This is a genomic window from Phenylobacterium sp. FG114, assembly GCF_057809855.1.
On sequence record NZ_JBMDKU010000022.1, the window covers coordinates 33,509 to 46,166 of the forward strand.

Here is a 12,658-nt window from a genome sequence, read left to right on the forward strand (position 1 = left end):
GACATGGTGTCCTCCGGTTTGGATATCGCCGGGTTGGCGACCTCACAACCCTCGGATGCACAAGCACTATACTCAATCTATATCGAGATATATTCGGATATATTATTGAGGCCCCTCCGACCGCGGCGGCTCCAGGAGGCGCGCGAGCGGTTCGGCCAGGGCGACGCGGCGTCGGTGGAACACCTGGATCGCCTGCGCACGTTGCCCGCGCGCCGCGGGGTCGGCGAGTTGGAGGAGCGCGTCAGCCTCCCCGGCAAGGTCGTCGATCAGGAGCGCCTCGCGCCGGCGCACGGGGGCGAGCCGGATGGCCGCGGTCCGGAAGGACTCGGGAGTGACCCGGCTGGCCGACTCGGCGACCCACGCCAGGAACAGGCGCTCGACGGCGCGGACAGGATCTTCGCCCAGGACCGGTTCTGGCGGACGGGCGTCGCGGTGCTGGCGTGGCGGCGCGCCCTGCGAGATGAGGAGGAGATGCTCGCTCATCCGGTAGAGGACCGCGACGTCGTCCGCCGTGAGCTCCGGCACGAAGAAGCCATCGCCGCGACGCTCCTCGAGCAGGCCTTCGCCGGCGAGCCGGGACAGCGCCTCGCGCACCGGGGTCGGACTGAGCTTCAGTCCGTCGGCCACCTCCTTGGCGGTCACCCGCGCGCCCGGCTCCAGCACCCCGTCGCGGAGCCGGCGCCGCAGGTCGATCAACGCCTGGCGGAAAGGTTCCACCCGTTCCGGGACCATGGGGGACTCCACGCTGCGCCTCACAAAGACCGGCCAGTCAACGCGCCTCCATCCAGGCTGGCAAGATGAATATATCTCCCAATACGGTTGTGATCAGGGCGTTCGCAGCATGCGTCGGCCTCGCGATGAGATATTCTTCCGTTGTTCGGCAGCAAATCTGCCGAGCGAATACTCCAATCATCTGGGCGCCCCGTGGCGGGCCGCCCGCAGGTCGCGTCTTGCGGAAGGCCTGCCCGGTCTGCGCGGGCCGCGAAATCCGCCCCCCGCACAAGATGATCGATCCGCGCGCCAGCCGTCCTTGGACGTAAGCGCGCCGGTCGGCTCGGAAGGTTGCTCGGTCTGTCTGGTATCGAGGCCCAACGTCGGCGCCGGCCGCTTCAGACCCAATGGACTCGGCCACGGCGCAGCCAGAAGTGCGAGCGGCAGCCGGTCTTGCGCCAGACCGAAGGGTGCAGCGTGGGCCGACAGTCGCGCTCAAGGGTGAGGTCCCACCGCGGGCGCGCCACGTCGAGCGTCATGAGCTCCAGGCGTTCGCCGCAGCCGCACGGGCAGCGCAGGCCCACCAGCCAGTCCTCGCCATGCTCCCGCGCCAGGACGAGGTCGCGGCGCGGGAGGCGGTCCGGCAGGGTATCGCCCTCGACGACCCGCAGCCGGCGCGCGGGCTGCAGCCGTTCGAACGCATTGCGCAGCCACCTCATGCGACGCGCTCCAGGTCGCTCAGCGCCGGCAGCCCCAGGAGCGGCTCGGACGCGCCCTGCGCCAGCAGCGGATTTTCGGTCCGGGCGAAGGCATCCTCGCTCAGTCGGTCCTCCTCGCTGGCGGCGAGGCTGATGAGGGTCCGGGCGCTCAGCCGGTTGGGCTCGTGCCGGAACGGATGGGCGCGCGCGATGTATTCGAGCACCGCCGCCGACGCCGTGCGCATGTTCAGGCTGACGACCGAGGGCGCCTCCTCGACCGCACCGCGGATGTAACCCTCCGCGCGCTGGCGGTCGTGCTCGGCCGGGCTCGCCGCGGCGAGGTACTCCGCGCGCAGCAACTGCGGCGTGTAGACCTCCCGGTCGCCCAGGGTCGCGCCGCCCGGCGACACGTAGTCGATGCGGCCCAGGACGTCCGCGATCGCCGGACCCGCCGAGGTCGAGCGCACCGGGATCACGACGCCCATGTCGATCAGCGGGATGCAGAAGGCCGCCGCCAGCCGATCGCAGAGGTAGCGACCCTCGGCGGTGTCAACGCAGCAGAACACCACGTCGGCCGCCGCCGCGGCGAGAACCGCGGGCCGCGCCATCAGGCTCGTCGGAAAGGCCATCACCCGGGCGTCCGGCCGGAAGGTCCGGATGGCCGCCTCGGTCATGCGCACCTTCAGGCGGCCCGCCTCGGCATCCGCCGTCGTGGCGTTGACGATGCGGTTGAGGTTCTTGGCCTCGATCCGGTCGAAGTCCACCAGGCCGATCTCGCCGAAGCCCATCCGCGCCACCTGCTCGGCGACGAGCGAGCCCGTACCCGAGACCCCGATGACGAAGGCCGAGAGGCGGCCGAGCTCCCGGGTCATGCCGCCCGAGAAGGCCATCGGCCGCGGCGCGCCCGCCGGCGCGTCGGACCACCAGTGGCGGATGTCGTGCCCGGCCACGGTCACCAGTTCCACGGGGCGGGTTGCACCAGCGCCTTCGAACAGGCGCGCGCGCACGGCGCCGTCCGGCGTCATGATCGCCGAGCCGTGCGGGCCCGGCAGGGCCGCATCCAGACTCGCCGCGAGCAGGGCGTCGCTGCGGTCATCCACGGCGGAGAAGGCGAACTGGCCGCCCGGATGAGAGTGGCAGACGATGATCGAGCCGTCGCGGGCCTCGGCCAGGTCGATCGCCTGCTCCAGGATCTCGCCCGGCCAGGTGAGCTCGTCGCGGCCGCGCACCGCGCAGGCCGCGTGCGGCACGGGCAGGACCTCCCGCACCGCCAGCTTGAGCCGTTCGGTTCCGAACCGCGAACACAGCAGAATCGCCGCGGCCTCCCGCCCGTCGCCCGGGTACAGGTGGGCCATCAGCTCGGCGTGACGAACGCCGGGGAACACGAGCGTGGGGCCGCGTACGATCATCGTTCGATCTCCCGAACAAGGGCCTCGTCGACGAGGCTGAGGTGGGTCACGAGGTTGTCGTTGACGGGGTTCCAGGCCCCCGCCGGGCGGTGGCGCGACCAGCGCTGGAAGGGAACGCCCTCGATGGATTCGAAGTGGTTCGCGGCGTCGATCGCCCGCCCCGTCACGAGCACCAGGTGCGGGTTGCAGTAGAACATGTCGAGCTCACCGCCCGGGTAGGTGGTGGGCACCTCGATCGCCAGCGTCGTCTGCCGCTGGACGTAGCCGTCGGGCAGCGGGTAGCCGTGCAGCAGAATCCAGCGGCGACCGCCGTCCAGCAGCGTCTCCCAGGCGCCGGGGTAGGCGGCGAGCCAGCCCTCATCCTGCGGCAGCAGCCGGAACTGCCGCCGCAGGGTCGGGCCCTCGCCGTTGTTGATCTGCCGAGGGGTCAGCCGCAGCTTCTCGAGCCCGGGGGTGCGCAGGTCGATCGTCGTGTCCAGGGTGATCGCCTGCTTTTCGCGGCCGGCCACCTTGAGGATAATGATCCACTCGTCGTCGGCGCTGAAGCCAGCGGCGACGATCGCCTCGCGGGCGGTCACCATCGGCTCGTGCCAGGTGGTCTGCACGCCTTGGACATTCAGCTTGTAGGTCTTCGGCTCGCGCCGGGTCTCGTGATTGGTGGCGATGAACTCCATCGAGGTCCCTTTCAGAATCGGTTTTTGATTGCGATTTCGCAATCGTGCGCTATATCTGTGCGACGGCGACTGTAATTGCAAGAGTGAAAATGAATGGCGAAATCAGAATTTGACGCCGGCGGGTTTCACAAGGCCCTCGAGGGCGTACGGGCGATGCGCGGCTTGAACTGGAAGCAGGTCGCGGAGGAGGCCGGCGTCAGCGCCTCGACGCTCACCCGGATGTCGCAGGGCAAGCGTCCCGACGTCGACAGCATGGCCGCGCTCGTCGGCTGGTCCGGTCTGCGCGCCGACGACTTCGTGCGGGGCGGCGCCCCGGGAGAGGCCGAGCGCGAGCCGCTGTCGCTGATCACGGCGACCCTGCGGAACGACCCGACGCTCAGCGACGACGGGCGTGACACCATGATCGACATGATCACCGCGGCCTACCTGCGGCTGCGGCGCCGCTGAGCCTTCCCCCTCGCCGCGAAAGCGCTTGACCGGGGCAAATCCCAAGCGCCAAGGTTTCATCTCGTGAGCGGCCGGGGCGAGTCCCGGCCGCACATCGTTATGGGGCTGGGCGCGCTTGGGGGATGAGCCGCGGAACGTGGGGGTTCGGCCGTGACGGCCGAGATCGCCATCCTGAACCGCCACGCGATCGCATTCGCCGCGGACAGCGCCGTGACGCTGGCGTCCGGCACCAACATCACCAAGATCTACGACACGGCCGAGAAGATCTTCGAGCTCTGCCGCCACCAGCCGCTAGCGCTGATGATCTACAACAACGCCACCTTCATGGAGGTGCCGCTCGAGGTGTTGATCGGTCGATTTCGCTCGACCCTCCGCGGCGACGCCGGCGCCCCCCCGCCCGAGTTCAAGAAGGTCACCGACATCTGGCCCAAGCTCGAGACCTTCCTGGTGGCGTTCCCCCGCACCCCGGCCGACGAGCACCGCCACCTCCAGCAGCTGGTCGCCGCGGAACTCGCCGCCCTGCAGAAGCGCATCCAGGCCATGATGCTGAGCTTCCTCGGTGGCAACGGCGGGAAACGCCGGCGCAAGACCCCGCCGGCCCCCGCCGAGCTGTTCATCCAGGCGGCGAAGGAGCGCCGCAGCCTGTTCGCCGTGCAGCCCCTGAGCGGCTATCTCGACGACAAGACCCTCGACGACTTCATCGCCGAATACGGCGGCGCCATCGACGAGACGCTGAAGCTGCCCCGGATCGTGCCGCGGGTGATCGGCTCGATCGCCGGCGATGGCCTGCGCGCCTTCCAGGAGCTGCTCTTCGACATCATCCGGTCGTCGGCTTCGACCGGCGCCTCCACCGGCTTCGTCTTGGGCGGCTTCGGCACCGAGGACATCTTTCCGACACTGAACGCGATAGAAGTGGACGGCCTGTATTTCGGCAAGCTTCGCGTGATCAATTCGGACATCCGCGCCGTCGACACCCAAGACAACCGGGCCATCATCGTACCGTTCGCCCAGAAGGACATGCCGCAGCGGTTCATGTCCGGGATCGACAGGTTGTTCGAGGACGAGCTGGAACGGCAGGTGGGCCAGATCGTTGACGACATCATCGCCCAGCATCCCCGCGTGTACGCCGCTGGGGAGGGCGGCCGCACCCGGTCCGCCGCCCTCAAGGCGTTCCGCGACGGCGTTGCAGGCCTCAAGAGAAATGCAGAGATCGGCCTGGAGTCAGTAGTCAATCACATGTCGAAGCGAGAATTGGCCGAGATGGCCCACTCGCTCGTAGAATTAACGTCTCATAAACGCCGCTTTTCCAACGAAGCGGAGACGGTCGGCGGCCCCATCGATGTGGCAATCCTGACACGCAACGAGGGATTCATCTGGATTCGTCGTAAACATTACTTTGACAAGGAGATGAACCCGGGCTACTTTGCTCGGGCCTACAGAGCCTGAGGAGGCGCGCGATGCACCCCGATTTCGCCGCAGATCCCGACAGCCTGCTGAGCAGCGACGACCTCGATCTTGTGCTGGCCGGCTATCGGCCGCCCAACCAAATCATGGAAGAGGTCAGCGAGAGCTTCCGCAAGGAATACGAGCGGCTGCGCGAGGCGCACGACGAAGCCGCCTGAGCCGTCCCGGCCGTTTCAGGGCGTCAGGAAGGCGTCCTCCACCGAGCGCAGCCGGATCGCCAGGTCCGGGCTCGCCGAGCGCATGACATCCAGATCGCGCAGGTCGCCGAAGTCGAGCCCGGTGTCGGCCTCCAGGCCCCGAACGCTCACCTGCGTGTCCTGGAAGTCGCCGAACACGAACCGGCTCTGACGGCGGCCGATCGCCGGGAGGAAGTCGGCCTGGCTGCGCTTGTAGGCCAGGGCCGCGAGCGACTGCAGCTCCGGATGGCGGTAGACGACGATCTTCCAGTACTCCACCGGCGTGCGGACGTCCTGGTAGACGGGGTCGTCCGACCGCAACACGGGGCCGGTCATCACCGTCGCCCGGATGTCTTCCCGATCGACGTTGTTGAGCACGTAGTTCTCAAGCGCGAGCCAGATCCCGGCGTTGAAGCGCTGCCGCTGCGGACAGGCATTGGTGGCGTGGAAGGTGTCGGCGTCGGCGATGGCCGCCTCAGGCCCCCAATTCGGATCCTCGCGCCGGGTCATGTGGCCGCGGCTGAACAGGTCCTGGCCTTCCAAGCCGTAGCACTCCCGGAGGATCTGATACTGCGTGTCGATCCTGGGGTCGTATTGCCAGACGTCGGTCCGCTCCACCTCGCGGTCGGAGAGGTCGCCGGCGATGTTCACCAGGCTGAAGAGCGGCAGCCGCCGGCTCTTGCTCACCACCACCGAGAAGTTCGTATAGGCCAGCTCGTGGGCGTCGCCCTTCGGACGGCGCGCGCGGGCATCGAGTTCGGCCGCGTCGTCCGCCCAGGTCCCCAGACCCGGCAGGCCGATCCGTTGTTCCGGGAAGAAGTGTGGGTCGAATCCTTCGCGGTCGGCGTAGTCCTCGATCCGGCCCGGCCGGTCGCGCACACGTTGCAGTTCCGCCGACTCGTCGGGCGAGAAGCGCCGCCATACGCCCGCCACCGGCTCAGCCTGTCGACTTCACGTGCAGGTGGGCGGGCGGCGTCGAGGTCAGCCGACCTTCGGGCGAGAGCACCCAGTCCTTGAGGCCGGTGACCGCTTGGCGGATCTGCTTCGCGGGGCCTTCGACCAGGACCGCGGCTGGCGTCGCCACCTCCAGGGTCAGCGGCGACACGGCCTCACGGAGATATGCGACCAACTGATCGACCTCGCCGGGCGACGGATCGTCGAGATGGTCGAAGGTCAGGAAGAAGCGAACCGGCGTCAGGTCCGCCCGCCCCTTCCGCGCGGCTCTCCCTCTAGGGGATGAGACCTTTGCCCTCATGCCTCGCTCCAAAACCCAGGCTCTTCGCCGCTTCGTATCCCAGCTTAGCGATATCATCAGACCGTTGCTGATCTCTATCGGGCCGCTGCAGCAATTCTTTGTCCTTGGCCAGCAAACGCGCAAGAGCGCCGGTGACCACCGGGCTCGCCATCGACGTCCCGCTCATGACCCCGAGATCGGTCGCGCTCACGGTTGAGACGATGCCCGAGCCCGGGGCGATGAAGTCCACCTCCGGGCCGCAGTTGCTGAAGTTCGCGAAGTAGACGTCGTCCTGCGGCGAGGGCGTCTCCGCGACTTCAAGATCCCGGGCTGAGCCTTTCGGCCAGCCGGCCATGTGCCCACAGGCGGCCACGGCCTCCACGTAGGGCGACCGCGCCGGGTATTCAACCGGGCCGCCCCCACCGTTGCCGGCCGCCGCCACGCAGAGGGATCCCAGCGCCCGGGCGCGGCGTATCTCGCGGATCATCAGGACCGGTTCGGTCGACTGTCCCAGGCTGAGGTTGATCAGGTCGCAGCCCTGGTCCACGGCGTCGCGGATGGCTTTGGCGACGGCCATCTCCAGCGCCTGGTCGGCGTCCTGGCGGAACACCCGGTAGATCAGGAACTCTGCCGCCGGCGCCATGCGGTGAATGATCCCGGCCACATGGGTTCCATGGCCCGAGCCGTTGTCGTCCCAGGCCTCGTCGGGCTCGTCCGTGGTGTTCCGACCGTAGGCCACCTTCATGCCCTCGGGGGGCGTCACGCCGGCGTCGATCACGGCCACCCGCACGCCGGCGCCGTCGTCGGCCTTGCCGGGTGCGCAGGTCAGCGCCAATCCGTCGTCGAACTTCGGGTCGATCGGGACCGGCGACAACGCCACGACGGTGGGTCCCTCGACCGCCACCTTCACGGCCTCGGCGTGCACGGGCCAGAAGTTGCCGAACGGGGTCACGATGACCAGATCCACTTCCGCAACCTTCGCCGGCAGCGGTACGCTGACGCGACCGCGCGCGTCGGTCTTCAGGTCCTTGACGCCGGAGCGGGTCTTTCGGTTGAAGACGATCACTACGTCGGCGGCGACGATGGGGGCGCCATCGGCGCCAACGACCACGACGTCCAGAGCCTCGGCGTCCGCCAGGCTCGGCAGACGCGCCGGCCTGAGGCCCACTTTGAAAGGATAAGCCCGCAACAGGTGCAAGACCCCCTCGGGCGCGATTTGTAGGCCGGGATAGAGGGCGCTCAACCGCAGGCTCTGCGCCTCGGTCATCTCGACGATCGATCCCGCGTTCAGGTCAATGGCTTCCACGACCCGGATCGGGGCCAGGTCGTCCTCGAGCGTCAGGTCCTCGGGCTGCTTCGGGTCGAGCGCCTGCGCGGAGAGGCTGGCCGAGAACTGCTTGCTGGCGGTCTCGGTCTCGGCGTTGAACACATTGTCGATAGGCACAACGACGTAGCGGCGCACGTCATCCCCGATCTTCTTGCCCGCCATGATCCCCCCAAATCGCGTGCAGCCTAGCAGTCGCACCACCTCCGCGATAGCCGGTCCCCCCGGCTCCCCCGGGGACCGTCGCGACGGGTGGAAGGATGGAGGCAGGCGCCGGTCTGTGAACTCAAGGAGAAGAAGGGAGACGCGATGGCACGCGATCCATATGGCGTTGGCGGCCTTGCCGACCTCGCCCAGACGCTCGGAGGCGACCTCTATGCCGGAGGACGACGCGCCCTCGTGCCGGCCCCTGGTCATGGCCCAGCCGACCGCTCGGTTTCGCTGCGTGTCGTCAACGGGCGGCTGTTGGTCCACAGCTTTGGCTCCGCCGACTGGCGCGAGATTCTCGACGACCTGCGCGCCCAGGGCTGGATCGACGCGGAAAACCGGCTCCGGTCGGGCGCCGCGGCCCCCGCCTGCGGCCCGCCGCCGCCCGACCGCACGCTCGCTGAGCGGGTGCGGGCCGCGGGCGCGCTCTGGGCGGCGGCGGGCGTGATCGCTCCGGAGAGCCCCGCGGCCCGGCACGGCCGTCTGCGCCGCGTCGACCTCACGGCGACGGACGCGCTTCGCGCCCATGCGGCCGCGCCGTTGGCGGTCTACGCAGACCGGGGGCCCTGGCTGCCGGCGCTGCTGGCCCAGATCACGGACCCTGAAGGCGCATTCACCGCCGTGGAGGTGACCTACCTGGACGCCCGCGGGCGCCGCAGCCGCCGCGCGCGGCCGGCGCGGAAGATCGTGGGCGTGATCCCGCCCGGATCGGCGGTGCGGCTCGCGGCGCCGGCCGAGGTCATGCTGGTGGGCGAAGGCGTCTTCACCACGCTGGCGGCGATGGCGCGCTTCGGCCTGCGGGGCTGGGCGCTGCTCTCCACCAGCAATCTGCGGCGCTGGCGACCGCCGCCCGAGGTGCGCCGCGTGCTGATCGCCGGGGACCGCGGCCGCGACGGCGAACGCTCGGCCGGAGTCCTGCGCACCGGCCTGGCGGACCTGGGCGTCGCGGCGGCCGTGGTGCTGCCGCCCCCGGGCGCCGGGGACTGGAACGACCTGGCGGTGCGGGAGGCGGAGGAAGGGAGGCGCGGGGCGCCCGGCGCATGAGGGGTTGGCTCTCGGCCCGGGCAGGAGACGACTGCCATGAACGACGTGACCCCTTCCGCCGCCCTCGCGGCGCCGGCGCGCGTGCGCCAGGTCTTCGCCCTGCGCGACCTCGACATCGCCCCGGAGAACCTGCGCGCCGGCGAGCCGCCCGACGACGAGATCCCGCAGCTGGCGGAGACGATCTTCGCCGCCGGCGTCCTGCAGGACATCACCGTGCGCCCGGGACGTAAGCGCGAGAAGCCCGGGATGGCGCTGGACGGCCGCCGCCGCCTGCTGGCGCTCTGGCTCCTGCGCGACGCGGGGCGGATCACCGACGACTATCCGCTGGAGGCGTTCGTGGAGACGGACCCCGCCCGCCAGGCCGCCGCGGTGCTGCTCACCAACACCGCCGTGCCCGTGCATCCGGCCGATGTCATCGTGGCGATCGGCAAGATGCTGAAGGCCAAGCTGACCCCGGACGTCATCGCCGGCGCGCTGGGCTATGCCGAGATCGACGTGCGACGGCTGGCGGCGCTGGCCGGCCTGCACCCCAAGGCCCTCGAGGCGCTGAAGGCCGGCCGCCTCAACCTGCGCCAGGCCAAGCTCCTGGCGCGCCTGCCGGACCGCAAGGAACAGGCCGAGGTCGCGGAAGCCGCCATGAACGGGTTCGGCTTCCAGGAGTGGCGGATCACCGACCGGCTGGACGCCGGCCAGGTCACCGTGCGCGACCGCCGCTTCCGGCTGGTGGGCGCGGACCGTTACGCCGCCGCCGGCGGGCGCATCGAGAGCGACCTCTTCGGGGAGCGCCCGGACGTGATCCTGGATCCCGACGTGCTGCAGGCGGCGTGGATCGCCCGCGCCGAGGCGATCGCCGGGGTCGTGGGGGGCGACGGCGTCGAGGTCCGCGTCTCCGTCGCCCCGCCCGAGATCGACGATCCGGCGCTCGAGCCGTTCGGGGAGGTCTATGGGATGGGACTGGACGCCGAAGGCTTGGCGGCCTGGGAAACCGCGCAGAACGCCGAGCAGGACGCCCAAGCGGCGTTGGCCGCTTGCGACTGGGCTTCGGAGGACGCGGACCCGCTGCTGGCGGCTTACCTGTCGGCGAAGCTGGGCGCGGACCTCGCGAGCGAGCCCGCCCGCGACGTAACCTTCGTGCAGGCCTTCTCGGACACGGCCACGGGGCTCAGCCTGCGCGCCTATGGGCCGCCGGCGCCGGTCGTCGAGAGCGATGAGGACGTTCGTGACGAGGGTGATGAAGGGGCCCCGACCGGCGCCGCGTCGCAGCCGGTTCCGCGCCGGGAGATGGCGGCGGTGACCGCCGTCCCGGTGGCGGTGGCGCCCCGGCCCGAGCTGGAGGGCGTGGGCCACGCCCTGCACGAGGTGCGCACCGACGTGGCCACCCGCGCCCTGATCCGCGCGCTGGCCGACGACCCGAGCGCGGCGCTCACCGCCCTGGTGGCGCGGCTCTTCACGGTGCTGGTGCTTTGCCAGGGGCGGGGTCGCGGCGGCGGGGCGCTGACGCTCGAGGCCGAGGCCTACGGGCGGCCGCGGGCAGCGCCGATCGAGGCCCTGGACGGTGACGTCCGTCGCCGTCTGGCCGACCGCAGGGCCGTGTGGGAGACCGCCGAGCTCTCGCCCATCGCCTGGGTCGCCGGCCTGCCGCACGGGGAGAAGATGGCGCTGCTGGCCGAGCTCGTCGCGCTCAGCCTCGACCTGCGGGAAGAGCGCACGACCTCGGTGCGGCGCGCGGCCCGGGCCGAGGCGGTGGAGATCGCCGCCCTCTGCCAGGCCGACGTCACCCTGCACTGGACGCCGGACGAGGCGTTCCTGGGCGCCCATCCCAAGGCCAAGCTCCTCGACATGCTCGACGCCATGGGCGCCGGGGAGACGCGGGCGGGCGCCGCCAAGAAGGACGAGCTGGTCTCGCTGGTCGCCGAGCGCGCGGCCGAGCGGGCCTGGGCGCCGGCCTACCTGTCCTGGGCGGCCGAACCCCCGGACGAGCCGGAGGCGGACGCGGACGGGGCGGCGGACGAGGCTGACGCGGTGGATGCCGCGCCCGTCGCCTCGGACGGCGAGCCTCTGGCCGCCTGACCGCTCGCCGGCCGCGCATGCCCGTCGCGAACGCCCGGCGCCTCGCACCGCAGGAGCCGGTGCGGCCGGGTCGTGGGCACGTCTGGAGCGCGCCTCGCCGCCCGTGAGGACGGCGGCTCCCACCGCGGTGCGCAGCCGGCCGACGGCGCCGTTCCGGTCGCTCCGGGACGGCGCCGTCCTTCTGGGAGGCGAAGGAAGGTCGGGTCGGGACGAGCCCGGCGGACCGGAGGGCGCCTTGCCCTTCGCGCCGGGCCGGAGCCTCGCCATGAACGCCGCCCTGCCCCTCTTCGCCGCGCCCGCCGTCCAGGACCGCCCCGCCAACCTGCTCGCCGCCGCCCGCGCCCTCGCGCCCCACCTCTCCCGCGGCCGGCCGCTGGAGCGGCGCGTGGTCTCCGCGGTGCTGACCACCGCCTTCGGGGCCACGGACGCGGAGGGCGCCTGGGACTGGCGCGACGCCTATGACGCGATCGAGGCGGCCATGGTGCTGCAGATCCGCCGCCTGACGCCGCAGGTGTCCCGGCTGGAGGACGCGCCGGCGCAGGTCGTGGACGCGCTGGCCGAGCTGGTGGCGCTGGGCCTGACCCACACGCGCCGGTCCGAACAGCAGCTGGCGTTCGATCAGTTCTCGACGCCGGCGCCGCTGGCCGCTCTGGTGGTCCTGGCCGCCCAGGTGCGGCCGGGCGACCGGGTGCTGGAGCCGTCGGCCGGTGTCGGCATGATCGCCGCCGTCGCCGAGGCCTGCGGCGCGGAAATCGCCCTCAACGAGCTGAGCGATCGCCGCGCGGGGATGCTGGACGGGCTGTTCGCGGCCGCATCGCGGACCCGGCTCGACGCCGCCCACCTGGGCGATCTGCTGCCGATGGCGGGCGGCTTCCACGCCTGCGTCCTGAACCCGCCCTTCGCCGGGCTGGCGTCGCATCTGCTGGCCGCCCTGCAGTGCCTGGCCGACGGCGGGCGGCTGTCGGCCATCGTGCCGGCGTCGGCCCTCTCCGACGCCGGCCTGCTGACGATGCTGCGGCGCTATTGCCGGATCGTCGGGCGGCTGGTCCTGCCGGCCGGAGCCTTCGCCAAGCACGGGACCGGCGTCGACACCGGCCTCCTCGTGGCGGATCGCGGCGCCGGCGAGGAAACCGCCCCGCTGCGCACGGCCGCGGCCCGGGCGGCGGCGCTGCCGCCCCGGTCGAGCGCCCAGCCGCGCGC

12 protein-coding genes and 1 pseudogene are annotated in these 12,658 nt (G+C 71.1%); 6 read left to right on the plus strand and 7 right to left on the minus strand.

Annotation, left to right across the window (positions count from 1 at the left end; translation table 11 throughout):
• Nucleotides 1-102: 102 nt before the first annotated feature.
• From ACODSY_RS24735 to ACODSY_RS24750, 4 genes are all read right to left on the minus strand, one after another.
• Nucleotides 103-732, minus strand: a complete 630-nt coding sequence (locus ACODSY_RS24735) for a GntR family transcriptional regulator (protein WP_488954566.1) — start codon at nucleotides 730-732, stop codon at nucleotides 103-105.
• 377 nt (nucleotides 733-1,109) lie between these two features.
• A complete protein-coding gene (locus ACODSY_RS24740) occupies nucleotides 1,110-1,430 on the minus strand; it encodes a ubiquitination-like system serine protease family protein (protein WP_488954567.1) in 321 nt (106 codons plus the stop codon).
• Nucleotides 1,427-2,818 carry a ThiF family adenylyltransferase gene (locus ACODSY_RS24745; protein ID WP_488954568.1) on the minus strand — a complete coding sequence of 464 codons (1,392 nt, stop codon included), beginning with the start codon at nucleotides 2,816-2,818 and terminating at the stop codon, nucleotides 1,427-1,429. Before ACODSY_RS24745 ends, ACODSY_RS24740 begins: the two co-directional genes overlap by 4 nt.
• Nucleotides 2,815-3,492, minus strand: a complete 678-nt coding sequence (locus tag ACODSY_RS24750; protein ID WP_488954569.1) for an E2/UBC family protein — start codon at nucleotides 3,490-3,492, stop codon at nucleotides 2,815-2,817. The genes ACODSY_RS24745 and ACODSY_RS24750 overlap by 4 nt, the downstream gene beginning before the upstream one ends.
• Nucleotides 3,493-3,585: 93 nt before the next feature.
• Here ACODSY_RS24750 and ACODSY_RS24755 point away from each other — a divergent pair, with 93 nt between their 5' ends.
• From ACODSY_RS24755 to ACODSY_RS24765, 3 genes are all read left to right on the plus strand, one after another.
• The gene (locus tag ACODSY_RS24755; RefSeq protein ID WP_488954570.1) at nucleotides 3,586-3,939 is read left to right on the plus strand and encodes a helix-turn-helix domain-containing protein; all 354 of its coding nucleotides are present in this window, start codon (nucleotides 3,586-3,588) and stop codon (nucleotides 3,937-3,939) included.
• 150 nt (nucleotides 3,940-4,089) lie between these two features.
• Nucleotides 4,090-5,385, plus strand: a complete 1,296-nt coding sequence (locus ACODSY_RS24760; protein ID WP_488954571.1) for a hypothetical protein — start codon at nucleotides 4,090-4,092, stop codon at nucleotides 5,383-5,385.
• 11 nt (nucleotides 5,386-5,396) lie between these two features.
• A complete protein-coding gene (locus ACODSY_RS24765) occupies nucleotides 5,397-5,561 on the plus strand; it encodes a hypothetical protein (protein ID WP_488954572.1) in 165 nt (54 codons plus the stop codon).
• Nucleotides 5,562-5,576: 15 nt separating this feature from the next.
• On the opposite strand, the gene ACODSY_RS24770 is transcribed toward ACODSY_RS24765, so the two are convergent.
• Genes ACODSY_RS24770 through ACODSY_RS24780 form a run of 3 tightly spaced genes read right to left on the minus strand, consistent with a single transcriptional unit; the run spans nucleotide 5,577 to nucleotide 8,302 of the window.
• Nucleotides 5,577-6,512, minus strand: coding sequence for a DNA/RNA non-specific endonuclease (locus ACODSY_RS24770; RefSeq protein ID WP_488954573.1), 936 nt, complete (start codon nucleotides 6,510-6,512; stop codon nucleotides 5,577-5,579).
• Nucleotides 6,513-6,516: 4 nt separating this feature from the next.
• Nucleotides 6,517-6,834, minus strand: coding sequence for a hypothetical protein (locus ACODSY_RS24775; protein WP_488954574.1), 318 nt, complete (start codon nucleotides 6,832-6,834; stop codon nucleotides 6,517-6,519).
• The gene (locus ACODSY_RS24780) at nucleotides 6,809-8,302 is read right to left on the minus strand and encodes a S8 family peptidase (RefSeq protein WP_488954575.1); all 1,494 of its coding nucleotides are present in this window, start codon (nucleotides 8,300-8,302) and stop codon (nucleotides 6,809-6,811) included. The genes ACODSY_RS24775 and ACODSY_RS24780 overlap by 26 nt, the downstream gene beginning before the upstream one ends.
• A gap of 144 nt (nucleotides 8,303-8,446) precedes the next feature.
• On the opposite strand from ACODSY_RS24780, the gene ACODSY_RS24785 reads away from it, so the two are divergent.
• The 3 genes and pseudogenes from ACODSY_RS24785 to ACODSY_RS24795 all read left to right on the plus strand — a co-directional run.
• Nucleotides 8,447-9,388, plus strand: coding sequence for a toprim domain-containing protein (locus ACODSY_RS24785; protein WP_488954576.1), 942 nt, complete (start codon nucleotides 8,447-8,449; stop codon nucleotides 9,386-9,388).
• A gap of 36 nt (nucleotides 9,389-9,424) precedes the next feature.
• Nucleotides 9,425-11,458: a ParB/RepB/Spo0J family partition protein gene (locus ACODSY_RS24790; protein WP_488954577.1), complete on the plus strand. Its 2,034-nt coding sequence runs from the start codon at nucleotides 9,425-9,427 to the stop codon at nucleotides 11,456-11,458.
• Nucleotides 11,459-11,723: 265 nt separating this feature from the next.
• Nucleotides 11,724-12,658, plus strand: a pseudogene (locus ACODSY_RS24795) (methylase); the annotation flags it as partial.